Annotated in this window: 21 protein-coding genes and 1 tRNA gene; 13 read left to right on the forward strand and 9 right to left on the reverse strand. The window is 67.1% G+C overall.

Annotated elements, in window-relative coordinates:
• Together ACZ9AQ_RS16905 and ACZ9AQ_RS16910 are read left to right on the forward strand one after the other, a co-directional pair.
• Entirely contained in the window at window positions 1-927 is a 927-nt protein-coding gene (locus ACZ9AQ_RS16905; protein ID WP_429205576.1) for a TIGR03571 family LLM class oxidoreductase, read from the forward strand.
• Between the two features lie 224 nt (window positions 928-1,151).
• On the forward strand, window positions 1,152-2,213 hold the full coding sequence (locus ACZ9AQ_RS16910; protein ID WP_429205575.1) for a LacI family DNA-binding transcriptional regulator: 1,062 nt from the start codon (window positions 1,152-1,154) through the stop codon (window positions 2,211-2,213).
• A gap of 164 nt (window positions 2,214-2,377) precedes the next feature.
• Here ACZ9AQ_RS16910 and ACZ9AQ_RS16915 read toward each other — a convergent pair whose 3' ends face one another.
• Window positions 2,378-3,025: a DUF4136 domain-containing protein gene (locus ACZ9AQ_RS16915; protein WP_429205573.1), complete on the reverse strand. Its 648-nt coding sequence runs from the start codon at window positions 3,023-3,025 to the stop codon at window positions 2,378-2,380.
• A 184-nt stretch (window positions 3,026-3,209) separates the two neighbouring features.
• Here ACZ9AQ_RS16915 and pepN point away from each other — a divergent pair, with 184 nt between their 5' ends.
• The 3 genes from pepN (at window position 3,210) to ACZ9AQ_RS16930 (ending at window position 7,112) form a co-directional block, all read left to right on the forward strand.
• Window positions 3,210-5,867: an aminopeptidase N gene (gene pepN / locus ACZ9AQ_RS16920; protein ID WP_429205572.1), complete on the forward strand. Its 2,658-nt coding sequence runs from the start codon at window positions 3,210-3,212 to the stop codon at window positions 5,865-5,867.
• 28 nt (window positions 5,868-5,895) lie between these two features.
• Window positions 5,896-6,897, forward strand: a complete 1,002-nt coding sequence (locus ACZ9AQ_RS16925; RefSeq protein WP_429205570.1) for a class 1 fructose-bisphosphatase — start codon at window positions 5,896-5,898, stop codon at window positions 6,895-6,897.
• A gap of 139 nt (window positions 6,898-7,036) precedes the next feature.
• A tRNA-Thr gene (locus tag ACZ9AQ_RS16930) sits at window positions 7,037-7,112 on the forward strand.
• A 161-nt stretch (window positions 7,113-7,273) separates the two neighbouring features.
• Here the strand turns inward: ACZ9AQ_RS16930 and ACZ9AQ_RS16935 are convergent.
• The 5 genes from ACZ9AQ_RS16935 to ACZ9AQ_RS16955 form a co-directional block, all read right to left on the reverse strand.
• Window positions 7,274-7,651 carry a hypothetical protein gene (locus ACZ9AQ_RS16935; RefSeq protein ID WP_429205568.1) on the reverse strand — a complete coding sequence of 126 codons (378 nt, stop codon included), beginning with the start codon at window positions 7,649-7,651 and terminating at the stop codon, window positions 7,274-7,276.
• Window positions 7,648-8,157: a hypothetical protein gene (locus ACZ9AQ_RS16940; RefSeq protein ID WP_429205567.1), complete on the reverse strand. Its 510-nt coding sequence runs from the start codon at window positions 8,155-8,157 to the stop codon at window positions 7,648-7,650. The genes ACZ9AQ_RS16935 and ACZ9AQ_RS16940 overlap by 4 nt, the downstream gene beginning before the upstream one ends.
• A 9-nt stretch (window positions 8,158-8,166) precedes the next feature.
• On the reverse strand, window positions 8,167-8,661 hold the full coding sequence (locus tag ACZ9AQ_RS16945) for an Hcp family type VI secretion system effector (RefSeq protein ID WP_429205565.1): 495 nt from the start codon (window positions 8,659-8,661) through the stop codon (window positions 8,167-8,169).
• A 142-nt stretch (window positions 8,662-8,803) separates the two neighbouring features.
• Window positions 8,804-8,959: a hypothetical protein gene (locus tag ACZ9AQ_RS16950; protein ID WP_429205563.1), complete on the reverse strand. Its 156-nt coding sequence runs from the start codon at window positions 8,957-8,959 to the stop codon at window positions 8,804-8,806.
• Window positions 8,960-9,089: 130 nt separating this feature from the next.
• Window positions 9,090-10,274 carry a DUF2325 domain-containing protein gene (locus tag ACZ9AQ_RS16955; RefSeq protein WP_429205562.1) on the reverse strand — a complete coding sequence of 395 codons (1,185 nt, stop codon included), beginning with the start codon at window positions 10,272-10,274 and terminating at the stop codon, window positions 9,090-9,092.
• Window positions 10,275-10,670: 396 nt separating this feature from the next.
• Between ACZ9AQ_RS16955 and ACZ9AQ_RS16960 the strand changes: the two genes are divergently transcribed.
• On the forward strand, window positions 10,671-12,602 hold the full coding sequence (locus ACZ9AQ_RS16960; protein ID WP_429205676.1) for a metallophosphoesterase family protein: 1,932 nt from the start codon (window positions 10,671-10,673) through the stop codon (window positions 12,600-12,602).
• Window positions 12,603-12,608: 6 nt separating this feature from the next.
• Here the strand turns inward: ACZ9AQ_RS16960 and ACZ9AQ_RS16965 are convergent, their stop codons facing one another.
• Window positions 12,609-13,499 (reverse strand): cupin-like domain-containing protein, encoded by an 891-nt coding sequence (locus ACZ9AQ_RS16965; protein WP_429205561.1) that lies wholly within the window; start codon window positions 13,497-13,499, stop codon window positions 12,609-12,611.
• 442 nt (window positions 13,500-13,941) lie between these two features.
• Between ACZ9AQ_RS16965 and ACZ9AQ_RS16970 the strand changes: the two genes are divergently transcribed.
• The 7 genes from ACZ9AQ_RS16970 (at window position 13,942) to ACZ9AQ_RS17000 (ending at window position 21,707) form a co-directional block, all read left to right on the forward strand.
• Window positions 13,942-14,718 carry an ElaB/YgaM/YqjD family protein gene (locus tag ACZ9AQ_RS16970; RefSeq protein WP_429205559.1) on the forward strand — a complete coding sequence of 259 codons (777 nt, stop codon included), beginning with the start codon at window positions 13,942-13,944 and terminating at the stop codon, window positions 14,716-14,718.
• A 142-nt stretch (window positions 14,719-14,860) separates the two neighbouring features.
• On the forward strand, window positions 14,861-16,897 hold the full coding sequence (locus tag ACZ9AQ_RS16975; protein WP_429205557.1) for an LTA synthase family protein: 2,037 nt from the start codon (window positions 14,861-14,863) through the stop codon (window positions 16,895-16,897).
• Window positions 16,898-16,916: 19 nt separating this feature from the next.
• Window positions 16,917-17,606, forward strand: a complete 690-nt coding sequence (locus tag ACZ9AQ_RS16980; RefSeq protein ID WP_429205555.1) for a response regulator transcription factor — start codon at window positions 16,917-16,919, stop codon at window positions 17,604-17,606.
• Window positions 17,593-18,834, forward strand: coding sequence for a sensor histidine kinase (locus tag ACZ9AQ_RS16985; protein WP_429205553.1), 1,242 nt, complete (start codon window positions 17,593-17,595; stop codon window positions 18,832-18,834). The genes ACZ9AQ_RS16980 and ACZ9AQ_RS16985 overlap by 14 nt, the downstream gene beginning before the upstream one ends.
• Before the next feature lie 87 nt (window positions 18,835-18,921).
• Window positions 18,922-20,559, forward strand: a complete 1,638-nt coding sequence (locus tag ACZ9AQ_RS16990) for a phosphoethanolamine transferase (RefSeq protein WP_429205551.1) — start codon at window positions 18,922-18,924, stop codon at window positions 20,557-20,559.
• A complete protein-coding gene (locus ACZ9AQ_RS16995) occupies window positions 20,537-21,337 on the forward strand; it encodes a phosphatase PAP2 family protein (RefSeq protein ID WP_429205550.1) in 801 nt (266 codons plus the stop codon). Before ACZ9AQ_RS16990 ends, ACZ9AQ_RS16995 begins: the two co-directional genes overlap by 23 nt.
• On the forward strand, window positions 21,315-21,707 hold the full coding sequence (locus tag ACZ9AQ_RS17000) for a diacylglycerol kinase (protein ID WP_429205549.1): 393 nt from the start codon (window positions 21,315-21,317) through the stop codon (window positions 21,705-21,707). Before ACZ9AQ_RS16995 ends, ACZ9AQ_RS17000 begins: the two co-directional genes overlap by 23 nt.
• Here the strand turns inward: ACZ9AQ_RS17000 and ACZ9AQ_RS17005 are convergent.
• Together ACZ9AQ_RS17005 and ACZ9AQ_RS17010 are read right to left on the reverse strand one after the other, a co-directional pair.
• On the reverse strand, window positions 21,704-24,841 hold the full coding sequence (locus ACZ9AQ_RS17005; protein ID WP_429205548.1) for an efflux RND transporter permease subunit: 3,138 nt from the start codon (window positions 24,839-24,841) through the stop codon (window positions 21,704-21,706). The genes ACZ9AQ_RS17000 and ACZ9AQ_RS17005 overlap by 4 nt on opposite strands.
• Before the next feature lie 10 nt (window positions 24,842-24,851).
• Entirely contained in the window at window positions 24,852-26,018 is a 1,167-nt protein-coding gene (locus tag ACZ9AQ_RS17010; RefSeq protein WP_429205546.1) for an efflux RND transporter periplasmic adaptor subunit, read from the reverse strand.
• Window positions 26,019-26,036 lie beyond the last annotated feature (18 nt).

The raw sequence follows: 26,036 nt of genomic DNA on the forward strand, positions 1-26,036 counted from the left end.
ATGGAGGGCTTCAACCGCGCATACGGGCAAGTCTTCGTCCCGGGCCGCCTGACGGTCGGGCTGATGACGCCCATGGCGGGCGGACCCGGCGCCGTGGCCGACCTCGCGCTGGCGCAGCAGCATGCGCGCCTGGCGGATGCGCTGGGCTTTGGCGCCCTCTGGACCCGCGACGTGCCATTGATGATCCCGCAGGGCAGCGCCAACGAGACCGTGGCGCTGGACGATCCCTTCCTGTGGCTGGCCGCGCTGGCGGCGGTGACGCAGCGGATCGCGCTCGCCACCGGGGCCATCGTGCTGCCGCTGCGCCATCCGCTGCACGTGGCCAAGGCGGCCCTGAGCCTGGACCGGATCAGTCACGGCCGTCTGCTGCTGGGCCTGGGTTCGGGCGATCGTCCCGAGGAGTTCGCCCGTTTCGGGGCCGGTCTGGACACGCGCGACGCCGCCTTTCGCGACCATTGGAACACCGTGCGCGCCGCGCTCGAACCGGCGCCGGCCGCCGCTTCGGACGACGGGCAGTACCGCGTGCTGCCCCCGCCGCAGGCGCGCATCCCGATGCTCGCGGTCGGCAGCGCGCGACAGTCGCTGCAGTGGATCGCCGCGCATGCCGATGGCTGGGCCAGCTACCATCGCGAGGAAGACCGCCAGAAAGGCCGGATCGCCCTGTGGCAGATGGCGCAGGACCAGCGCGCGCCAGGCCTGCGCAAGCCCTTCATCCAGTCGGTGCAGCTGGACTTGCTGGACGATCCGGCGGCGCCGGCCGAAGCGATCGAACTCGGCCTGCGCACCGGCCGCCACGCGCTGGCCGCCTATCTCGAACGCATGCGCGACCTCGGCGTCGCGCACATCCTGTTCAACCTGCATCGGGGAGCGCGGCCGGCCGCGGACGTCCTGCACGAACTGGGCGCCCAGATCCTGCCGCGGCTCTAGGCGCGTGCCGGCACGGGTGGCGCCGCCACGTAATTCGTTCTGCGCTCGCCATGCCGTCCGCATGCGCGGCGCCAGGATTGCTGGAGCCGCGAAGGGCTTTGTCTCGGACACCGGCCGGGAAAAAGAAGGCTTTTCATGCTGTGAGGCGCTTCCAGGACGGCATGTGGCGGAAATGCGGGCAGGGGGTGTACATACGGCACAGCGGCGGTGCTAGAATCGCGGCCATGGACACCCCTGCCCCGAAGGCCGCTCCGGCTGCCGTCCGCAAGAGCCGCAAGGGCGCCACGCCCACGGTGCGCGACGTCGCCCGCCTGGCCGGCGTGGCCCCGATGAGCGTCTCGCGCGCGCTGAACCATCCCGATTCGGTCTCGCCCGAGATCCTGCGGCGCGTGCGCGAGGTGGTGGACCGGGTGGGTTACGTGCCGAACCTGCTGGCCGGCGGCCTGGCATCCAAGAAAAGCCGCATGGTGGCAGCCGTGGTGCCGACCATCAGCAGCTCGGTCTTCCTCGAGATGGTGCAGGCGCTCACCGACGGCCTGGCCGCGCGCGGCTACCAGCTGATGCTGGGCCAGGCCGGCTACGAGAACTCGCGCGAGGACGCGCTGCTCGAGGCCATCATCGGGCGCCGTCCGGACGGCGTGGTACTCACCGGGATCATGCACTCGGAGCAGGGCCGGCGCCGCCTGCTGGCCAGCGGCATCCCGGTGGTCGAGACCTGGGACCTGACCGACAGCCCGATCGACATGCTGGTGGGCTTTTCGCATGAGCAGATCGGCAAGGCCGTGGCCGAATACCTGCATGGGCGCGGGCGCCGCAGGATCGCCGCCATCAGCGGCGACGACGAGCGCGCGGCGCGCCGCAACCGGCATTTCGCCGACACCGTGCTGGCGCTGCAGCCCGGGCTGGGCCTGGACCGGGCCGCGGTCCCGACCTGCATCGTGCCGGCGCCGGCCTCGCTCGGCAGCGGCCGCGCGGGCCTGGCAGAGCTGCTGGCGCGCGACCCCGGCATCGACGCCGTGTTCTGCAGCTCCGACATGTTGGCCCAGGGCGTGCTGCTCGAAGCGCTGGCGCAGGGCATCAGGGTGCCCGAGCAGCTGGCCGTGGTCGGCTTGGGCGACCACGCGTTCGCGTGCGACCTGCATCCTCCCTTGACCACGGTGCGCATCGACGGCACCGCCATCGGCGCCGCCGCCGCCCGCTTGATCATCGACCGCGCCGAAGGCCGGCCGGTCGAGGAGCCGGTGCGCGACGTCGGTTTCGCCATCGTCGAACGCGCCAGCACCTGACACGCCCGCCAGCGCATCGACTTCCTTCTCGAGATGCCGGCGTCATCCCCGCGCAGGCGGGAATCCAAGTGCCGCCGGCGCTGTCGAAACGCGTGCAAAATTGGATCCCCGCCTGCGCGGGGATGACGTGGTGGTGGTGGTGGTGGTGAATCAGGCGGCCGGGATCAGCCCTTCGGCTGCTGCGTCACCTCGACCCGCCGCGCCACGCCCGATGGCCCCGGGAAGCCCTCGAAGGCGCTGTGCACCAGGGCCGGCATGATGTCCGGCGTCGACATATTGCGGCTGGTGTTATGCACCGTGACGTCGAACAGGCGCTTGCCGTCGCGCGCCGACTTGATCGAGACCTGCAGCTCGCGCCGGTAGTGGTGCTCGACCGAGGTCTGGTAGGCCGGATACGGACCCCAGAACGGATCGTAGAACGGGCTGTACCAGCCGCCCCAGTAGCGGCGGTGCAAGCCGCGGTAGCCGTAGCCGAAGCGCGCGCTCGGATAGAAATATGGCGTCATGACCGGCTCCAGCACGCGCACCGGCAGGTCGGTGGTGGTAAAGCGCATCGCCACCGTCAGCGCCGGCGTGGCGCCCTCGGCGTCGCGAAAGCCCTGGCGCGCCAGCTCGGTGCGCACCAGTTCCTGGTAGCTGCGCCATTCCAGCGTGTCGTCCTGCGGCGGCGGCACCTCGAAGACATAGCTCTTGTCTTCCATCTGCGCCGGCCATTGGTGGAAGGTCGTCACGTCGCTGCGGATGGTGGTCGCGCAGCCGCCCAGGAGCAGCGCAAGCGCCGTGCCGGCGGCGACCATGATGAGGCGTTTCATACCGATCTCCAAAATATTCTGCGGAATTTCCCCGATGATCAAGTTTACTGCTTGTTCAAGATCAATGAACCGGGTTTTACACCCCGTTACCGTGCATACACTGCGATACATGGAATCAAACGGAGCACAGGAAAAGCTTGTTGGTAAAATAAGCACTTCTCCACTGTGTTCTTGGACTCTTCCTATGCGCACCGATACGCCCCAGACCATTTACCGCAAAGACTATACCCCGCCAAGTTATCTCGTGGATACTGTCGAGCTCGGCTTCGACCTGGATCCCGCGCGTACGGTCGTGGCCAACCGCCTGACCATGCGCCGCAACCCGGCGGCAAGCGGGCGGGCCATCGAGCTGCATGGCGAAGAGATCGAGCTGGTGGCGCTGCGCCTGAACGGCAAGGCCCTCGCCGGGGCCGACTACACGCTGGCCGACAATCTGCTGGTCATCCACGAGGCGCCCGACGAGGTGGTGCTCGAGATCGAAACGGTCTGCGTGCCCGAGCAGAACACGACGCTCAGCGGCTTGTATGTATCGAATGGCAACTTCTTCACCCAGTGCGAGGCCGAAGGCTTCCGCCGCATCACCTATTTCCCGGATCGCCCGGACGTGATGGCCAAGTACACCGTGATGCTGCGCGCCGACAAGGCGCGCTACCCGGTGCTGCTGTCGAACGGCAACCTGATCCAGGAAGGCGAACTCGACGACGGGCGTCACTATGCGCTGTGGGAAGACCCGTTCAAGAAGCCTTCTTACCTGTTCGCGCTGGTGGCCGCCAGGTTGGTTTGCCAGGAAGAAACCTTCCGCCTGGCGGACGGCCGCGACGCCCTGCTGCAGGTGTGGGTCGAAGAGGGCAACCTGGACAAGACCGACCATGCGATGCAGTCGCTCAAGCACAGCATCCGCTGGGACGAGGAAAAATACGGCCTCGAGCTCGACCTGGACCGCTTCATGATCGTCGCCACCAGCGACTTCAACATGGGCGCGATGGAGAACAAGGGCCTGAACATCTTCAACACCAAGTTCGTGCTGGCCAACCCGCGGGTGGCCACCGACGTCGACTTCCAGGGCATCGAGGCGGTGGTGGCGCACGAATACTTCCACAACTGGACCGGCAACCGCGTGACCTGCCGCGACTGGTTCCAGCTGTCGCTGAAAGAAGGCCTGACGGTATTTCGCGACCAGGAATTCACGGCCGACATGATCGGCACCGACACCGGCCGCGCCGTGACCCGCATCGACCAGGTGCGCACGCTGCGCCAGCACCAGTTCCCCGAGGATGCCGGCCCGATGGCGCACCCGGTGCGTCCCGACTCCTTCGTGGAGATCAACAATTTTTATACGGTGACGGTGTACGAGAAGGGCGCCGAAGTGGTGCGCATGTACCACACCCTGTTCGGCGAGGAAGGCTTTCGCAAGGGCATGGACCTGTACTTCGCGCGCCATGACGAACAGGCGGTCGAGTGCGACGATTTCCGGCGCGCGATGGCCGACGCCAATGGTCGCGACCTGACCCAGTTCGAACGCTGGTACAGCCAGGCCGGCACCCCGGTGCTGCGCTTCGAGGGCCGCTGGGACGAGACCGCCCACACCTACACGCTCAAGCTGGTCCAGTCCTGCCCGTCGACGCCGGGGCAGCCGGACAAGCTGCCGTTCCACATCCCGGTCGCGGTCGGCCTGCTCGACGCCGCCGGCAACGACATGCGCCTGGTGGAAGGAGGCGTCGACCGCGGCGCGACGGCGGTGCTCGAGCTGACCCAGGCCGAGCAGACCTTCGTCTTCACCGACGTGAAGGAGCAGCCGGTGCCGTCGGTGCTGCGCGGCTTCTCGGCGCCCGTGGTCCTGCAGGGCAGCTATACCGACGCCGACCTGCTGCACCTGTTCAGCCATGACAGCGACCCGGTCAACCGCTGGGAAGCGGGCCAGCGCCTGGCCATGAGCCGCCTGCTCAAGCTGACCGGCGAGGCCCAGGCCAAGGGCAACAGCGGCGCCAGCCTGAACCTGGACGAGACCTTCATCGAGGCGATGCGCAAGGTCCTGGTCGACGAGACCCTCGACCCGGCCTTCCGCGAGCAGGCGCTGATGCTGCCGTCCGAGGGCATGGTGGCCGAGCAGATCGACGGCGTCGACCCGCTGGCCGTGCACATCGCGCGCCAGTTCATCCGCGCCGACATCGGCGCGCGCCTGCGCCGCGAGCTGCTGGCGCAGTACGAGGCCAACCTGACGCCGGGCGCGTACAGCCCGGACGCGGCGTCCGCCGGCAAGCGCGCGCTCAAGAACCTGGCGCTGTCCTACCTGAACGCGGCGCCCGACGAAGAGAGCGTGGCGCTGGCCCAGCGCCAGTTCGCCGATGCCGACAACATGACCGACCGCGCCGCCGCGCTGAGCGCGCTGATCGCATCGCGCGTGCCGGAAGCCGCCGACGCGCTGGACGTGTTCTACCAGGAGTTCCAGAACGAGGCCCTGGTGGTGGACAAGTGGTTCATGATGCAGGCCGCGGCTCCGACCACCGACGTGGCGGCGGTGCGCGCGCTGATGCGCCATCCGGCCTTCACGCTGCGCAACCCGAACCGCGCGCGCAGCCTGGTCGCCGCCTTCTGCATGAGCAATCCGGTACAGTTCCATGCGCCGGACGGCAGCGGCTACGCCTTCTGGGCCGAGCAGGTGATCGCGCTCGACGCGCTCAACCCGCAGATCGCGAGCCGCCTGGCGCGCGCCATGGACCGCTGGCGCCGTTACGCGCCGGCGCTGCAGGAGCAGATGCAGGTCGCGCTGCAGCGGGTGGCGGGGCAGGACAAGCTGTCGAACGACGTGCGCGAAGTGGTCACCAAGGCACTCGCCAATTAAAACAATCCAAACCCAACCTGAGGAAGTCATGAAACGCGTAAGTTTGACGCAGTACCTGGTCGAAGAGCAGCGCCTGCACCAGAACATCAACGCCGAGCTGCGCCTGCTGATCGAGGTCGTTGCCCGCGCCTGCAAGCGCATCAGCTATTCGGTGAGCAAGGGCGCGCTGGGCGAAGTGCTGGGCAGCGCCGAGACCGAGAACATCCAGGGCGAAGTCCAGAAGAAGCTGGACGTGATCTCCAATGAGATCCTGCTGGAAGCGAACGAGTGGGGCGGTCACCTGGCGGCGATGGCGTCCGAAGAGATGGAAACCATCCGCCAGATCCCGAGCCGTTATCCGATGGGCGAATTCCTGCTGCTGTTCGATCCGCTGGACGGCTCGTCGAACATCGACGTCAACGTCTCGATCGGCACTATCTTCTCGGTGCTGAAGGCGCCGGAAGGCATGGCCCAGCCGACCGAGCAGGACTTCCTGCAGCCCGGCACCGCCCAGGTGGCGGCCGGCTATGCGGTCTATGGTCCGCAGACCATGCTGGTGCTCACCACCGGCAACGGCGTGCACTGCTTCACGCTGGACCGCGAGATGGGTTCCTGGGTGCTGACCCAGAGCGACATGCAGATCCCGGTCACAACCCGCGAATTCGCCATCAACATGTCCAACAAACGCCACTGGTATCCGCCGGTGCAGCGCTACGTGGACGAGCTGCTGGCGGGCAGCACCGGCCCGCGCGGCAAGGATTTCAATATGCGCTGGGTGGCCTCGATGGTGGCCGACGTGCACCGCATCCTGAACCGCGGCGGCATCTTCATGTATCCGGCCGACCTGCGCGACCCGCAGTCGCCCGGCAAGCTGCGCCTGATGTACGAGGCCAACCCGATGGCGATGATCGTCGAGCAGGCCGGCGGCGCCGCCACCGACGGCCAGGGCCGCATCCTGGACATTCCGCCGACCAAGCTGCACCAGCGCGTGCCGGTGTTCCTGGGCTCGAAGGAAGAAGTCGAAGTCGTCACGGGCTATCACCAGGGCTGAATCGCTGGTTTTCGGTCGATAATGCGGCACGCTAGCGATACGCACTAGCAAGTTTGCCGCATTGTTTGCTAGAATATGGTTCTTTCGTCACGGCAGCTCCATCGCCGTGCGCCGAAAGGCAAGGCGAAGCACAGGTTTCGCCGCTGTAGCTCAGTCGGTAGAGCAGCGCATTCGTAATGCGAAGGTCACCAGTTCGATTCCGGTCAGCGGCACCAAGATTTGCAGGATGAAGGGTTACAGGCTTCGGCATGTAACCCTTTTTTCTTCTCGGCGTAGTCATGTTGTCGTGTAAACGCTGTGTAAAGCGGCTAAGCAAATACTTGACCCTGTCCGCTGCGTCTTTATTCTGGCCATTCTTCATTTTTGGCATGGACTGTCAGCAGGTCAATCCTCGCATGCTCTTCCCGGTCCGAACATCGAGGCCGACGTAGCATGAGTAGCCTTCGCCCTTCGTCCAGAGGCAGCTAAGATCACCCTTGCTTCGCTGCCGTTGGTCAGGGCCAGCGCCGCAGGCGTCTTTCAAGTCCGGGCCAAGATGATCGAACAAATCCTTCGCGAGCGGCCCGGTCACCATCAATGACAATTTCCTGTCCTTCTCTGTCGGCGGCGTCGAGTCGCCGATGCTGCCGCCGTACATGTAAAAATCGCCGGTGAGCGGTTTGGCCAAGTATCGACCCTGGCTCTTGCTGTCGCCTGCATGGGCGATCGATGCCAGCGCTATTGCTCCAGCAAGACAAGTCAAACGAAGGTTCATGGCCGCTCCCAAAGTCCGATGTGAAGATGATCATCATGGTCGGGCCAGGGTTTCACGAGCGGCCCGCAGACCTCGCGTACCTTGGGGTCGTTGAAGTAAATGATCCTGACGATCGGGTGCTGTAAAAACAGACCGACCAGTTTGATCGTGGCCGCTTGATCATAGATCGGATCCCTATACGAGCACCGGGCGGCTTGGCCGACCAACTTGTCTTTGCGGACAGGGCGAATGTCCATCTCGATACCCTTCATATGGGTGGCGTGGTCGAACCTGAGGCCACCGGCCACGCTGATGTTACCGATGCCGAACTTTCGATCATCAATCGCCTGCCACTCCCGTTCAACCGAGAAGATCACGGACAGCATGTTGGGATGGGCGTATTGAGCCAGGTGTCCGGTTCCGGGAATGCCTTTGAGGTTGCCATACACGTAGTACCCCGCTTCCTCTGGCGCTTGGGGAAGCATGAAGTGGCCCAGGTGATCGCGTGGTTGAATGGGTATAGGCATGGCTTGCCCTCATGCGCAGCACTTCTTGGCCGCAAGGTCCCAACCCCCTGAGGTACTGCCACTGGCTCCGCCGCCGATCTTCTGCTGGACATACGTCCACTTGATCTTGGAAAAGCACAGCCCTATCTCGTCCTGGAGCAGGCCACCGTCATGCATTATTTGGTCCATGTGGGACAGCAACACATTCTCCAGTTCGACCTGGTAGTACTTCACGGGCTTGCCATCGCTGTCGGCACGCATGAACTCCAGCTTGGCCTTTGGAATGGTCTTTCCCATCGAGCAGTGCTGCATGAGGACCGGCGAGGCGAGGTCGGCCAGTTTGGTGAGCGAGAGGGTGCGATGCTCGCAGTGTCCGGTCGTGTGGCCCCCTGCGGTCGACACGCTGGTGACTCGGGGTTGCGTCACGCCCCAGTGAGTTGAGGCGACTTCAATCCAGCCTTGATGTGCTGAATCGGCCGACTCCCCTTTGATGCCGTCAATTTGCAGGTATGCGTCGAGTGCCATGTACTGTCTCCGATGGTTGAGTCCATCAGCAATTCTTCCCGAGTGGCACTGACAGGGGTTATGACCGCGCAATGGATTGGCGTGACTTATCCTTTGGTTTGTGCGACTGCAACTGATCGGGGGACTACCCCAGCAAGACAAGCTAAACGAACTTCATGGCTGCTCCCATGTCCGATGTGACGATGATCATCATGGTCAGGAACCTGCGTCCACCGCGCACACTGATGTTCCCGATGCCGAACTTCCGATCATCGATCGCCTGCCACTCCCGCTCAACCCGGAAGATCACTGACAGCATGTTGGGACGAGCATGCCGAGCCGGTTGTCCGGTGGGCGGTAGCTGAATCCGCGTCACCCCCGTATTTCACGACCACGGCGCAGCTGGACCGCTGGTGGCAGCGATCCGCGTGCTGGCGCGTGAACGTGACTCAGCTCGGCTGGGGGTCTTCGGTGGCGGCTTCCTGCAGGCCGCGCACCAGGCTCGAGGCGCTCGGGTTGTCGACGAAGACGCAGCGCTTGCCGTGGCGCTTGCAATGGTCCTTCACGCGCCAGTAGGCGCTGTGGCTGATGCAGCCGGTCTGGCAGATCACCAGGTCGGCGGCGGCCAGGCTGGCGTCGAGCCGGCTGCTGCTGTCCTCCAGGCCGCCGTCGTGGTGGGCGAACTGCGCGCCGACGCGTTCGATCATGGTGCGGTAGACCGGCACGCTGCTGCTGCGGCCGCCGACGCACAGCACGCTGCGATTGTCGAGGCGCACCGGCGTCGCGACCGGCGCCGCCTGGACCGGTTCGGGCGCGGACCCGGCTTCCTGTGCCGGAGCAGGGGCGCGCACCGCCTTCAGCTCGGCCAGCTGGGCGCGCAGCGCCTGTTCGCGCGCCTCCATCTGCGCCACCCGCTCGGCCAGGCGCTCGCGCGTCTCAAGGTCGGGAATGCTGGCCTGCAGCCGCGCCAGTTCGGCGCGCAGGGCCTGGACGTCGCCGTCGCGCGCGATGGTCGCCGCCCGCGCCGCCCGCAGCTGGTTGTCGAGGCGTTCGCTCTCGAGCGCCTTGTCGTGTGCCAGCGCATTGCAGCGCTCCTGCAGGCGCACCATGTCGCGTTCGAGGCGCGCGTTGTCGGCGAGCACCGCATTGAACTTGTTGATGTCGGCGCGCGCGCAAGCCCCGGCCTGGTGCTGCACCATATGGATGTCGCGGCACATCTTTTCTTCGAGCGCGGTGGTGCAGCGCGGATGCGACAGCCCGGCCCAGAACGCCCCGGCGACGTCCCCGGCGGCTACCGCGGCATCCCACATGGCCCCGACCTCTCCGGTGGTCTTGGCGGCGCGGAAGCGCTGGACATGCTGCGCATAGCGGCGCTCGAGTTCCTTCTGCACCGCATCGGCGAGCGGCGTGCGCATCGCGCACTCGCTGACGGTGCCGACGTGGATGTCGTAATCGTCATGCAGCACCTTCCCGCCAGTCACCTTCTCCACCAGCTTGCGCAAGCCGCCCAGCGGCAACCCGACTCCGACCAGCGGGCAATGGCATGCATGCGACAGCTCCCACACGCGCCGCCGGCGCGAGCCCTGGGCAGCGTCCGCAGGGCAGGGTACCTTCGAAGCGTGTTTGTCGCACATATCGTTCCTTTCGACGCAGATGATGGCATTAAATGATAATGATTCTCATTCATTATTCTAGCTTACCCACCGCGTCGCGCAAGCGAAATCTTCATCCGTGCGTCCTCAGCCCGCATACACGTGGATCCGCGTGGACCTGCCGATACGCCTGACGGTGCGCGCCCTGGTCGCGTTCGCCCATTATCCGCACATGCAGGGGCGGCCGAGCATCACGGATGCGGCCCGCGTCGATTATTGATGCCTGACCCGGTACGCGCACGGCGCCCCGGATGCTGCCGGCCTTCCTGCAGGGCGATCGTGCGCGGATGAGCGAATGCCATCTGCTACACTCGACCGATTGTTTTCCTTGACCGTACCGCATTGATCCAGACCGTTCCCTCCACCGACCTTCCGCCCGTGCTGGCCGGCCCGATCCTGCGCCGCCTCGAGCCCGGCCGCCTGCTGCTGTGGCTCGTCGGCAGCGAGGCGCTCGACCTGACCCTGGAGCTGGCGCCGCAGGGCGCTGCGGCGCGCCGCCTGCGGCTGGATGGCGCGGCGTGCCGCGTCATCCGCGTCGGCCGCCATGCATACGTGCACCTGATCGACGTCGCCCTGGAAGAGCCGCTGGCGCAGGACGTGCTGGTCGAGTACGACCTGGTCCTGGACGGCGGCGCAGGCATCGCGCACTGGGCGCCGCACCTGCTGCATGCAGGCACGAGCCGGCCCAGCTTCGTCCTGCGCAGCCGCATGGACGACATCCTCTACGGTTCCTGCCGCAAGCCGCACCACGAGTCGCGCGACGGCCTGGCCTGCGCCGACGCGCTGCTGGCCGGCCGCATCAAGGAGGCCGACGCGCGGCCCGCCATGCTCATGCTGTGCGGAGACCAGGTCTATGCCGACGACGTGGCCGGCCCGACGCTGGCGGCCATCCACGCGCTCATCGAGCGCCTGGGCCTGTACGGCGAATGCCTGGAGGGCGCGGTGGTGGAAGACAGCGAGGCGCTGTATGCCCACCCGGCCGGCTACTACCGGCGCCAAGACCTGCTGCCCGCGTTCAAGTCGAACGACGCCTTGCGCGACCGCTTCTTCGGCGGCTCGGAAAAGCCGATCTTCACCACCGCCAATGCCCACAACCACCTGGTGACGCTGGCCGAGGTGATGGCGATGTATCTGTTGGTGTGGTCGCCGGCGCCGTGGCAGATCGTGGGCGAGCCCGCGATGCCGCCCTTGAAGCCGAAGCACGTCGAACGCTGGCGGCGCGAGGGCGCGGCCATGCGGGGTTTCTGCGCCGACCTGCCGCAAGCCGCGCGCCTGCTGGCGCACGTGCAGACCCTGATGATCTTCGACGACCACGACATCACCGACGACTGGAACCTGTCGGCGAAGTGGGAGACCACCGCCTATGAGCACCCGTTCTCGCGCCGCATCATCGGCAATGCGCTGGTGGCCTACATGCTGTGCCAGGGCTGGGGCAACCGGCCCGACGTGTTCGGCGAGGCGCTCGACGCGCTGGCGGACCTGAGCGCCACCCCGGACGCCGGCGGGCGCCTGGCACCGGGCGCGCAGGATGCGCTCATCAACCGCCTGCTCGCGTTTCGCCAGTGGGACTACATGCTCCGCACCCAGCCCGCCATCATCGTGCTCGATACGCGCACGCGGCGCTGGCGCAACCGGCGCACCCCTGGCCATCCGTCGGGGCTGATGGACTGGGAATCGCTGAGCGAGCTGCAGCACGAACTGCTCGACGAGACGGCGGCCGTGATCGTCTCGGCCGCGCCGATGTTCGGCGTCAAGCTGATCGAAGTGGTGCAGCGGATCGCCACCTTCGCCGGCCTGGCCCTCACGGTCGACGCCGAGAACTGGATGGCGCACCGCGGCGCGGCCAGCAGCATGCTCAATATCTTCCGCCATTCGCGCACCCCGGGCAACTACGTGATCCTGTCGGGCGACGTGCACTATTCCTTCGTCTACGACGTCGAGGTGCGCGAATCGGACCGCCCGCAGCATGTATGGCAGATCACCAGCAGCGGCATCAAGAACGAATTCCCGCGCCGCCTGCTCGACTGGCTCGACCGCCTGAACCGCTGGCTGTATTCGCCGCGCTCGCCGCTGAACTGGTTCACCAAGCGCCGCGACCTGGCCTTGCGTCCGCGCCTGCCCGACCAGCGCACGCGCGGCGAGCGCCTGTGGAACGGCGCCGGCATCGGCCAGGTATGGCTCGACGCCCAGGGCCGCCCGCGCCGCATCGTGCAGCACAATGCCGATGGCCGGCCATCGACCGAGTTCCTGGTGCTGGACGACGCCGAAGCCGCCACGCCGGCAGCCGAGGAATCGCAGCGCGCGGCCTAGAGGTTCCTAGTCTTTCAGGAGCGCGAGCGGCTGCCCGCGTGCCCAGCGGTTCGATGACAGCGAAAAGCTCAGGGCGCGCACCTGGTGATACCAGCCGGCCGGCACGTACAGCATGTCGCCGGGCTCCACGACGATCTCGACCAGCGCCGCCTGGCGCGCCAGGGGGAGGGCCTCGAAGTCCGGGGCTTCCGGGTCGAACGGGGAGCCGAACAGCAGCGGATTGGCCTCGCGTGCATACAGAAAGGCGTCATGGTGCGGCGGCGCCAGGAAAATCCGTTTGGTCCCCCACAGCTGGGCGAAGAGATTGTCGTCGTAGTCGCAGTGCAGCGGCGTCACCGTGCGCGCCGGGCCGATCCAGAAGCGCGGCGGCCCCATCTTGTCGAACCAGCTCGGCCAGTGGCATAGCCGGTTCAGTTCGCGCAGCGACAGGTTGCCCACATAGGGCGGCAGCTCCGGGGCGGCATCGGGCGGCGCCAGGTCGAGGTAGTCGCGCAGCAGCATGTCCTGCATCGCCCGGTCCGGCGCGAAGGCCGTCGTGACGTAGTCGCCGATGCGCGCGCGCACCGGGAGATGGCCGAATCGTTCGCGCAAGTCCTGCGCCGTGAGGTCGGCCAGCGGCCAGCGCTTGACGATGCCGGTGACCAGGAAAGGCATGCCGGCCGCCGCCCGCGCACGAAAGCCGGCCGCATCCAGCCGGGCCAGGCGCGGCACGGCGGTAAACCGGGGAAGCCGCCGCGCGGCCTGGCGGATGGCGTCGCGCATGGCGGCGATCGAGGCCACGCCGCGTACCTGCGCCGCCTTGTCGGCGTCGGCCTGTTGTTTTGCCGCCGCCTCGTCCGCTGCCGGCATGGCCTGGCGCGGCGGCAGGCGGCTGCCTGGAATGGTGTCTGTTGCCATGTGATGTCGTACGGGACGCCCGGGTGTGGCGAAACCACGTATGGTACTGCCAACACGCCCCTCACTCTGCCGCCAATGGATAAAAAGCAGCTTTTGCAGCGGATGGAACGGCTCTGTTAGTCAGCGCACGGTCTCTTAATACTGATCCATTGTATTTTTGGTATCGCGACGCAGTTGGTTCGATACTGCGCTCGTGACGAAACCCTCGAAGGGCGTCGCCCCGAGATAGGGACGAGCAGTCTGGGAGATCGATGGAATCTTTGCGGTGGCTTGAGGTCAGTGATGCAAGAAACTGATTTTGGGCATGACGCCGCGCCGCCATTGATGTATCGCAGGCAGCTTTCGTTCCGCGTCAAGTATCGGACTGATTCAAGGAAGAATGTGGTGATAGTCGAATATCGGTCTACTCCGCGTTGGTCACACATTTTATGAGGGATACATCATGGATAATCAAAAGTCTACCGAGGGTAAAGGCATCGACGCCAACAAGGCCGGTTCGAGCATCGGCAAAAGCCAGGACTCCAGCCTGAACAAGGGCACCACCGCTTCGTCGGGCAGCCTGCAGAGCGCATCGTCGAACCTGGGCAGCACCGGCTCGTCGCCGTCGTCGTCGAGCCAGCAAGGCGCTTCGTCGAGCGGCAATATGGGCAGCACCGGCATGGGCAGCACCGGCGCGTCGTCGGGTTCGTCGATCGGCGCGCAATCGTCGCAGTCGTCGTCCTCGTCGTCGAGCCTGGGCTCGGCCGCAGGCAGCAGCGGTTCGCTGGGCAACAGCGGCCTGGGCGCTTCGTCGTCGAGCCAGTCGGCATCGTCGACCCCATCGTCGGCTTCGTCGTCGGATTCGTCGACCGGCGAGCAAACGACGGTTGGCGGCATCAAGGCAGCGATCTCGTCGATCTCGCCAGATAAGGTGCACGCAGGTATCGACAAGGCAGCGCAAGCCGCCCAGCCGGTCGTCGAGAACCTGGCTTCGCGCGCCCATGCCGGCGTCGACAAGGTCTCTGGCCTGCTGAGCTCGGCTCAAGAGAAACTGGGTGGCGGTTCGGCCCAGCTGAGCGAACGGTGCTCGGACCTGTCGGCCCAGGGCAAGGAATATGTCAAGAACAACCCGGGCAGCGCACTGCTGGCCGCGGTGGGCGTGGGCTTCATCCTGGCCAAGCTGCTGGGTGGCTCGAGCGACCGTCACGAGTATCGCAACTACCGCGATTACCGCGACTGATCTCGATTGCAAAGAAGCGTGCCACCGGCGCGCTTCTCGCATGCCCGGTCGGCTTTCGCCGGCCGGGCTTTTTTTCGTTCGTGCAATTTCTTTTCGCTGATTTAACGCTTCCTTAACGCCTCACTAACATTTCGATGACAGCATGCAACTTAGCATGCAGGCCATGAACATCGAGAAACTTCGTCTGCCTGAAGGCATCAGTGGTACTCCGGCCATCGCGCGGCATCGCGCCGCCGGACCCGGGCGCATTACCGAATGGACCGGTCCGTTCGCGCCACTCGTCCAGTTGTTGTGCATCGGGCTGATTCTCCTGTCGGCTTTTCGGATCGCACTGGTCGTTTGGCAATGGCCGCGTGTGGCGGCGACCGGTATCGTGCCCGAGATCCTGCTCCAGGGCATGCGCGCCGACCTGATCCTGCTTGGCTACTTCATTGCCGTCCCGCTGCTGCTGGCGCCGTTGCTCGCGCATGCCCGCAGCGCCCGCCTGTGGCGCCGCGCCAGCGTGGCCTGGACCGGTTTCGCGCTGATCGTCATCGTGTTCATGGAAGTGGCCACGCCCCAGTTCATCATGCAATACGATGTACGGCCGAACCGCCTGTTCATCGAATACCTGGGCTATCCGCAAGAAGTGTTCGCGACCTTGTGGCATGGCTTTCGCACCGCGCTGCTGCTGGGCTGTGTGCTGACCGTCGTGCTCGGCATCGTCCTGGTGCGCCTCCTCAAGCGGACCGCGGCCGGCATGACGCCGTGGCCGAGCCGCAAGCTGCTGCTGGTGTGGCCCATCCTGTGCCTGCTGGTCTTCATGCAGGTCCGCTCCACGACCGGCCACCGCCCGGCGAACCCGGCCATGTTCGCCCTGAGCAGCGATGCGATGGTCAATTCGCTCGTCATCAACTCGGCCTGGTCGGTGCTCGATGCGATCCACGCGATGGACAACGAGGCGAAGTCATCCGAGATCTATGGCGACTTCCCGCGCGAGCGGGTCTTTGCCGAAGTCAAGGCGGCGCCCTGGCTGCGCGACTACCGCTTCCCGAATCCGGAACTGCCGACCCAGCATTACCAGCAGGCCGCGGTCCGGCGCGACAAACCGCTCAACCTGGTCATCGTGCTGCAGGAAAGCCTGGGCGCCACCTTCGTGAAATCGCTCGGGGGCCTGCCCGTCACGCCGGAACTCGACAAGCTCAAGGACGAGGGCTGGTGGTTCGAGCAGCTGTACGCCACCGGCACCCGCTCGGTGCGCGGCATCGAGGCGGTGGTGGCCGGCTATGCGCCGACGCCGGCGCGCAGCACGGTGAAATTGTCTCTTTCGCAGAACAATTTCTATACGCTGGCCGACGGACTGGGCCGCCAGGGCTATCACACCGAGTTCGTCTACGGCGGCGAGGCCCACTTCGACAATATGCGCAGTTTCTTCACTGGCAATGGCTTCCAGAACATCGTCGACATCGGCGACATGCGACCGCAATTCGTCGGCAGCTGGGGCGCCTCGGACGAAGACCTGTTCGACAAGTCGCTCGAGCGGCTCAAGACACTGCATGCACAGGATAAACCGTTCTTCAGCCTGATCTTCACGTCCTCGAACCACGAGCCGTTCGAATTCCCGGACGGAAAAATCGCCTTGCACGAGCCGAACAAGCAGACCGTGAACAACGCGGTCAAGTATGCCGATTACGCGCTGGGCAAGTTCATTCGCGAAGCGAAGCAGCAGGCCTACTGGAAGGACACCGTGTTCCTGATCGTGGCCGACCACGACAACCGCGTCTATGGCGATAGTCTGGTGCCGATCAAGAAATTCCACATCCCGGGCCTGATCCTGGGCGCCGACGTCGAACCGAAGCGCATCGCCACGATCGCGAGCCAGGTCGACCTGGCGCCCACCTTGCTGTCCCTGCTGGGCGTGTCCAGCACGCACCCGATGATCGGGCGCGACTTCGTGAAGGACGCGACGACGCCGGGCCGCGCGCTGATCCAGTTCAACGACTATTTCGCCTACCTGGAAGGAGCGCAGGCGACCGTGCTGCGGCCCGGGCAGGCGCCGCTGGCGGCGCACTACGACGCGGCCAGCGGACAATTCGATCCAGGCGACGGCGCGCCGGCCCGGGCCCAGGCGGACAAGGCGATGGCGCACGTGATGCTGCCGTCGCTGCTGTACCGCGAACAGCGCTACCGGCCGCGCTGACGGCGTCTTACAATAACGCATGCGCATTCTCATCGTCGAAGACAATTCCGACATCCTGGCCAACCTCTACGGCTTCTTCGAGCCGAAGGGCTACACGCTCGATTCGGCCCGCAACGGCTATGGCGGCCTGGCGCTGGCGTCCGAGAACACCTATGACGTCATCGTCCTGGACGTCATGCTGCCAGGCTTGAGCGGCCTGGAGCTGTGCCAGAAGCTGCGTTCCGAGCTGCTGTCCACCACGCCGGTGCTGATGCTGACCGCCCGTGACGCCCTGCACGACAAGGTGGCCGGCTTCGACAGCGGCGCCGACGACTACCTGGTGAAACCGTTCTCGCTGGTCGAACTCGACGTGCGCCTGAAGGCCCTGGCGCGCCGCGCAGGCGGCCAGCACGCGCTCAGCCGCGAACTGCGCTTCGGCCCGCTGGTGTTCGATCCCGACCAGCAGGAAGCCGCGCGCGACGGGGTCAGGGTCGTCCTGACCAGGACCGGCTACGTGCTGCTGCGCTGCCTGATGGCGGCGGCCCCGCGCATCGTGCCGCGCGAAGCGCTCGAGCAAGCCGTGTGGGGCGATGATCGCCCCGAAAGCGACGCCTTGCGCACGCATATCCATGCGCTGCGCCAGGCGATCGACAAGCCGTTCGCCTTCCCTATGGTCCACACCATCGCCGGCGTCGGCTACAAGCTCGCCCTGCCAGATGCGCGCGGCTAGTTCGCTGAGCCGGCCGATCACCAGGGCCTTCATCCTGTTCGGCGTCGTGTTGTCGCTGTTCTTCGCGGTGCTGGCGGCGCTGGCGGTCGAGGGCATCGAGGTGCACCTGGTCGACGAGCGCCTGGCCGAAGTCGAGAAGTGGGCGCGTCCGCGCGCCGCCGCGGGCATGACCGCCGACCTGCCGGCCGGCCTGCGCTTCCATCGCGGAGACGACATCCCGCTGTCGCTGCGCGGCTTGCCGGCCGGCGTGTCCGAGGCCGAGATCGACGGCATCGGCCTGCACGTGCTGGCCGGCAGCGACGAGGCGGGGCCCTATGTCGTGGTCGACCATGAAAGCGACTACGAGGACATCGAGATGCTGGTGTACTCGATGTTCGCCGCCTTTTTCGCCGGCTTCGTCATCCTGGCGCTGTTCCTGGGCCGCTTCGTGGGCCGGCGCATCGTCACGCCGATCCGCGAACTGGCGGACGCGGTCGGCCAGGGTGCGCTGGCGCTGCCGCACACGACGCGCGAGGACGAGCTGGGCATCCTGGCGCGCGCCCTGGACGCGCATACCAGCGAGCTGCGCGCCTTCCTCGACCGCGAACGCTTCTTCACGGGCGACGTCAGCCACGAACTGCGCACGCCGCTGACGGTCATCATGGGCGCGGCCGAGATCCTGGTCGAGAACACGGACGACCCCGCGGTGCGCTCGCCGGCCCGGCGCATCTACCGCGCCGCGCAGGAAGCGACCGAATGCGTCACCGTCCTGCTGCTGCTGGCGCGCGCGCCCGAGCTCGGCCTGTTCGCGCCGGTCCCGGTGAGCGACATCGCGCGCCGCGAGACCGAGCGTTACCAGCACATGGTGGCCGACAAGCCGGTGACCCTGCGCTGCATCGGCTCGGCTGCCATCGACGTGCGCGCGCCTTCCGAACTGTGCGCGTCGGCGGTGGCCAACCTGATCCGCAATGCCTGCCAGTACACCGAGCAGGGACAGGTGACGGTGGTGCTGGAACCCGGGCGCATCAGCGTCGAAGACACCGGCCCCGGCTTGCCGGACGCGGTGCGCCAGACGCTGGACCGGGACGCGGCCGCCATTCCCTCGACCGGCTCGGCCGGCACCGGGCTGGGGCTGTCGCTGGTCAAGCGCATTTGCGAATATCTGGGCGCCAGATTGGTCTATCAACAGCGCGAGGGCGGCGGCAGCCGCTTCACGATCGTGTTTCCAGGCGATTTCACGCAATCCTGACGCCGGCTTGACGCCGACCTGAAGCGTCCCTCCTTATTCTTCCAGCACAGCAGTTCCGTGTCGGACTGCGCTACTTGAGGGGAGAGAGTGGATAGATTGTTCGCCAGGCGCATCCAGGCGCCGGTGCTGATGCTGGTCGTGGCCTTGCTGCTGGCCAGCGTGGGTAACATCAAGTTCTGGTCGGTCCTGGGCAGTGCCGCGGGCGGCGTCTCGCTGGCCAGCCTGCCGCTGCTGGCGGGATCGTTCCTGATCGTGGTCCTGTTCTTCAACGCCTGCCTGATGCTGGCCAGCTTCCGCCTGGTCGCCAAACCGGTGCTGATCGCGCTGGTGCTGGCCGCATCGGCCGCCAGCTATTTCATCGCGACCTATGGCATCGTCATCGACAAGGCCATGATCCAGAACGTGTTCGAGACCGATACGCGCGAGGCCACGGAACTGATCAGCTGGCAGATGGCGGCCAGGGTCGGTCTGCTGGGCGTGCTGCCCGCGTGGGCGATCTGGCGCGCCAGGATCGCGTTCCCGCGCGGCGCGCGCGGGCTGCTCGAACGCGCCGGCATCGCCGGCGGCTCGCTGCTGCTGGCGCTCATGCTCCTGCTGCTGCTGTACAAGAGCCTGGCGCCGGCGCTGCACGAGCATCGCGAACTGCGTTTCCTGCTCACGCCGACCAACTTCATCCAGGCCACCCATGGCTACCTGCGCGCGCGCTGGGCCGCCCCCATCGTGGTCGCGCCGCTCGGACGCGACGCCGTCAAGGGCGCCGCGTGGAAGGGCGCGCAACGCCGGACGCTGACCGTGCTCGTGGTCGGCGAAACGGCGCGCGCGGCCAATTTCTCGCTCGACGGCTATGCCCGCGACACCAATCCGCTGCTGGCGCGGCAAAGCGGCCTGGTCAACTTCGCGCGCGTGCATTCCTGCGGCACCGCGACCGCGGTCTCGGTGCCCTGCGTGTTCTCGGCCTTCAGCCGCGAGGACTACAGCCAGTCGAAGGCCGAGCGCCAGGAAGGCTTGCTCGACGTGCTCGCGCATGCCGGTTTCGACGTCGTATGGCGCGATAATAATTCGGGCTGCAAGGGCGTGTGCGACCGCGTGCGCTACGAGGACCTGTCGCGGCCGAAGCCGGGCGGCCCTTGCGAGGACGGCGAGTGCCACGACGAAGTCCTGCTCGACGGCTTGCCGGAGCTGCTGCGCCGCGGCGGCAAGGACATGGTGGTCGTGCTGCACCAGAAGGGCAGCCATGGTCCTGCCTATGCCAGCCGCTATCCGCGCGCCTTCGGCCGCTTCGGTCCGGTATGCACCAGCAACCAGTTCGAGACCTGTTCGCGCGAATCGATCCGCGCCGCCTACGACAACACCATCCTGTATACCGACTACTTCCTGAGCACGACCATCGACCGCCTGCGCGCGCTGGCCCTGGACGCGGACGTCGACACCGCGATGCTGTACTTTTCGGACCATGGAGAATCGCTGGGCGAGAACAACGTCTACCTGCATGGCACGCCCTATCTGTTCGCGCCGCGCGAGCAGACCGAGGTACCGATGATGCTGTGGATGTCGGACGGCTTCAGCGAGCGCTTTCGCATCGACCGCCGCTGCCTGAGCCAGCGCCGCAACGAGCCGCTGTCGCACGACAACGTGTTCCACTCGGTGCTCGGCATGCTCGACGTGAATACGGCGGTGCTCAATCCGCGGCTCGATATCTTCCATGCCTGCGTACGGGGCGCGTGAGATGGGCGCCGCCGTCACGCCTACCGCGCTGCTGCCGGCGCGGACGATCCGGCGCACGGTGGCGGCGCTGGCTGTCGCCGCGGCGGCCATCTTCTGGATGGGCCGCTGCACCGACCTCGACCTGGCGCTGGCCGATGCGGTGTTCGACGCCGGCAGCGGCGCCTTCCCCTGGCGCCATGCCTGGCTGGCCGAGACCTTCAGCCACGTGATCCTGAAATGGCTGCTGATGCTGCTCGCGCTGGGCTTCATCGGCCGCGCCCTGGCCGACCTGGCCTGGCCGCGCGCAGGCATGAGCGGGCGCGCTCGCCTGCGGCTGCGCATCGTCGCGCTGTCGGCGCTGCTGGTGCCCCTGGCGATCAGCATGCTGAAGCACTTCAGCACCTCGCATTGTCCGTGGGACTTGCTGCGCTATGGCGGCGACCAGCCCTATGTGCGCCTGTTCGAGGCCTTGCCGGCCGGCGCCGTCGCCGGACAGTGCCTGCCGGCCGGGCATGCGTCGAGCGCCTTGTGGCTGCTGTCGCTGGCGGTTTACTGGCTGCCGGCGCGGCCGCGGATGGCAAGCGCGGCGGCTGTCCTCGCGCTCGCGTTCGGCGCGGCGGTCGGCTATCTGCAGCAGCTGCGCGGGGCCCACTTCACGACCCACACCCTGTGGTCGATCTGGATCGCCAGCGCCATCGTCCTGTTCCTGGTCGCCGCCCTGCGGGCCGGGCCATCCCGCCGCAAGGCGCAATCCAACCCCTTATCGGAATCCGTCAATGTCGCAACCGCAGATCAGTGAATTCAAGAGCAAACAGGGCCTGGGACGGATACTGTCCGCGTCCCGCTATTCGGCCGCAGGCCTGAAGTTCGCATGGCAATCGGAACACGCGTTTCGCCAGGAGCTGCTGGTGGCCGTGCCCGCCATGCTGGTGGCCGCGCTGCTGCCGCTGCCGGCCCTCGAGCGGCTGGCGCTGGTCGCGGTGCTGGTCGGGGTGCTGGTCGTCGAGTTGATCAATTCCGCCATCGAAGCGGTGGTCGATCGCATCTCGCTCGAGCGCCACCCCCTGTCCAAGAGCGCCAAGGACCTGGGCAGCGCGGCCGTCGCGCTGGCCGTCATGCTCGCCGCCCTGACCTGGGGTGTGCTGGTCCTGCCGCTGCTGTTCGGCTAGCCGGGCGTGTGCTCCTCGGCCTTCGCCGGCGCCGGCGCAGGCTGGCGCCGCAGCCTGCGCCCGTGGCGCTTGAACCAGTGTTCGAGGTCGTCGATATAGGTGTAGACCGCCGGCACCACCAGCAGGCTCAGCAAGGTCGAGGTGATCAGGCCGCCGATCACCGCCACCGCCATCGGCGAGCGAAAGCTCGGGTCGCCCGAGAAGCCCAGGGCGAGGGGCAGCATGCCGGCGCCCATGGCGATGGTGGTCATCACGATCGGGCGGCTGCGCTTGTGGCAGGCGTCCACCAGTGCGTCGAAGCGCCCCATGCCGGCTTTGCGCGCCAGGATCGCGTAGTCGACCAGCAGGATCGAGTTCTTGGTCACGATCCCCATCAGCATGATCAGGCCGATCATGGTCGGCATCGACAGCGCATTGCTGGTGAGCAGGAGGGCGACGAACGCGCCGCCGATCGACAGCGGCAGCGCCGCCAGGATCGTCACCGGCTGCATGAAGTCCGAGAACAGGAGCACCAGCACGCCATAGATGCACAGCACGCCGATCAGCATCGCCACCCCGAAGCTGTTGAACAGCGCCTGCATCTCTTGCGCGTCGCCCAGCTCGGCGATCGTCACCGACGACGGCAGCGACTGGAACACCGGCAGCGCGCGCGCCTCGGCATTGACTTCGCCCAGCGCGCGGCCGGACAGCTCGACGTCGAGCGTCACGTTGCGGCTGCGGTTCAGGCGGTCGATCTGGGCCGGGCCGCTTTCCATGGTGATGTCGGCCACCGTCGAGAGCAGCACCGGGCCGTGCGCGCCGGGCACCGTCAGGCGCCCGATGGCGTCCAGGTCGGCGCGCACCGCGTCCGGCAGCTTGACCCGGATCGGCACCTGGCGCTCGTCCAGGTTCATCTTGGCCAGCGCTTGCTCGTAGTCGCCGGCGGTGGCCACGCGCACCGTCTCGCCGATCGACGCCGCCGTCACGCCCAGGTCGGCCGCGCGCGCGAAGTCGGGTCGCACGATGATCTCGGGGCGCACCAGCGAGGCGCTCGAACTGACGTTGCCGATGCCGCGCAAGGTGCGCAGTTCGCGCTCGGCTTGGCGCGCCGCCAGCGTGAGCGCCTGCGCGTCGTCGCTGCGCAGCACCAGCTGCATCTTGGTGCCGGCGTCCGGTATGCCCACTGTGAAGCGGGCGCCGGGGATGTCCACCAGCGTTTGCCGGATGCGGTTCTCGATCACGCCCAGCTTCACGTCGCGCTCGCTGCGGTGCACGGTGGCGATGGTCAGCACCGCGCGCCGCGCCTCGGCCGCCGCGCCGGGCGAGAAGGCGTCGCCGCTGGAGCCGCCGCCGATCGAGCTGAACACGCTCTTCACGCCGGCCACGGTCATGACTTGCCGGCGCACCTGCTCGGCCACCGCATGGGTCTGGGCCAGGGTGGCGCCCGGCGGCAGCTCGACGTTGACCTGGGTCTGCGAGCGGTCGGCCGGCGGCATGAAGCCGGTCGGCAGCAGCGGCACCAGGGCCAGCGAGCCGGCGAAGAACAGGGCCGCGCCGAGCATGGTCAGGCCGCGCCGGCGCAGGCACCACTGCATGACGGCCAGGTAGCGGCGCATCAGCGGGCCGTCCTGCGGCGCGTGCGGGACGCCATGCGCGTCCTTGTTCAGGTCTTTCGGCGCCTTCATCAGGTAGGCGCACATCATCGGCGTGAGCAGGCGCGCGACCAGCAGCGACGCCAGGATCGCCAGCACCGCGGTCCAGCCGAACTGCTTGAAGAACTTGCCGGGGATGCCGCCCATGAAGGCGGTCGGCAGGAACACCGCCACCAGGGCGAAGGTGGTGGCGATCACCGCCATCCCGATCTCGTCGGCCGCTTCCAGCGCGGCCTGCATCGGCGTCTTGCCCATGTGAAGGTGGCGCGAGATGTTCTCGATCTCGACGATCGCATCGTCGACCAGCACGCCGACCACCAGGGCCAGCGACAGCAGCGTGACCATGTTCAGCGTGTAGCCGAACAGGTACTGGCCCAGGAAGGCCGGGATCACCGACAGCGGCAGGGCGGCGGCCGCGATCAGGGTCGCGCGCCAGTCGCGCAGGAACCACCACACCACCAGCACCGCCAGCAGCGCGCCCTCGTACAGCATGTGCATCGAGGCGTCGAAGTTTTCCTCGACCGAATAGGAGTTGTCGATCACTTCGCGGATGACCAGCCTGGGATTGTCCTTGCCCAGCTGTTCCATCGCGGCGCGGGCGCCGCTGGCGACGTCGATCTCGCCGGCGCCGCGGGTGCGGAACACCTCGAAGGCGACTACCTTGCGGCCATCCTGTTCGGCCAGCGCGCGCTGCTCCTCGACCGTGTCGCTCACCGTCGCCACCTGGTCGAGGCGCACGTGGCGGCCGTCCGGCAGCGGGATGTCCAGCGCCGCCAGCTGCTGCGCGGTCTGCACGGTGGCCAGGGTGCGCACCGATTGCTCGACGCCGGCCACGTCGCCGCGGCCGCCCGGCGCCTCGCGCTGCACGTTGCGCAGCTGACGCGAGACGTCCAGCGCCGACAAGCGCAGCGCGGCCATCCGTTGATCGTCGAGTTCGACCCGCACTTCGCGCGTCACGCCGCCCACGCGCTTGACGGCGCCCAGGCCGGGCACGCTCAGCAGGCGCTTGGAGACGTCGTTGTCGACGAACCAGCTCAGGTCCTGGTCGTCCAGGCCCGAACCTTGCGCCGCCTCCACGGTGAAGGTCGAGACCACGCGGCCGGCGGTGGCGGTCTTGGTGACGGTGGGGTCGCGCATCTCGGCCGGCATGTCGGCGCGCACGCGCGAGACCGCGTCGCGCACGTCGTTGACGGCGTCGGCCGGATCGCGCTCGAGGATGAACTCGACCGTGATGGTGGCCACGCCGTCGAGCACGCGGGTATAGATGTTCTTGATGCCTTGCAGGGTGGCGATCGAGTCTTCCATCTTGCGCGCGACCTCGGTTTCGAGCTGGGCCGGGGCGGCGCCGTCGAGGGTCGCGGTGACGGTCACGATCGGCAGCTCGATGTCCGGAAAGTCCTGCACCTTGCTGGCATTGAAGGCCAGCAGCCCCGCCACGGTGAGCAGGACGAACAGCATGATCGCCGGGATCGGATTGCGGATCGAGAGGGCGGAAAAGTTCATCGTGGCGTCCTCAGCGCGCGGCGTTCGTGCGCGCGGCCGGCGGCGCCGGCGTGGCCCGGGGCGCCGTGGCGGCGATATTGCGCACCAGGTCGCCGTCGTTCAGGAAGCCGGCGCCCTGGACCACGATCGGCGTGTCGGCGTTCAGGCCACTGACCACCTCGACCCGCTCGCCCAGGCGGCGCCCCAGTTGCACTTTCACCTGGCTCACGCGGCTGTCCGGATTCAGGCGGAACACGTAGCTGAAGCCGTCGCGCACGGCGACCGCCTGCTGCGGCACGGTCAGCGCATTCGAGGCGCCCAGCTCGAAGCGGCCGCTGGCGAACATGCCGGCCTTCAGGGGCGTGTTGCTGGACATGGAGGGCGGCAGGTCGACATAGACCAGGGCCAGGCGGGTCTGGGGATCGACCGACGGCGCCACGGTGCGCACCTTGCCGGCGATCTCCGCCCCGCTGGCGGCGAGCACGGTCGCCCTGGCGCCGGGCTTGATGCGGCCCAGGTCTTGCGCCACCACTTCGGCGCGCCATTCGAGGCGGCCCTGGCGGATCATGCGGAACAGTTCCGCGCCGACGCCGACCACGGCGCCGACGGTGGCGCTGCGCGCCGAGATCACGCCGCTGTCGGGCGCGACCACCTGCGTGTATTTCAGGCGCAGCTGCTGCTGGGTGAGGGTGGCCTGGGCCGATTTCACGCGCGCCGCGGCGGTCATTTCGCCGGTGACGTACTGGGTGACCTGCTGCGCGCTCAGCGCGCCCGAGCTTTCAAGCGCGCGGGCGCGGTCTGCGTTCGACTTCGCTTCCTGCAGGTTGGCCCGGGCTTCGAGCAGCGCGGCGCGCGCGATGTCGATCTCGGCGCGCACCGTCTCGTCGGCGAACACCGCCAGCACTTGCCCCTTCTTGACCACGTCGCCTACGTTCACCCGCACCTCGGACAGGCGCAGGCCGTTCGATTCGCTGCCGATCACCGCTTCCTGCCAGGCGGCGATGCTGCCGTTGGCGGTGAGGTTGAGCGGCAGTCTGGTGGTGGCGGGGAGGGCGGTGGTGACGCTCAGGGCGGGGCGCGGCGCCGCTTTTTCATCTTCCGCAGTGGCGCGCTCGGCCGTGGCCAGGGCAACGGTGGCGCACAGGGCAACGGCGCCCAGGGCGATGACGAGCGTACGCGGAGCGCGAATGTTTGGCATGGTCTCTGTGTCGTTTGG

The organism is Massilia sp. UYP34 (assembly GCF_056279385.1).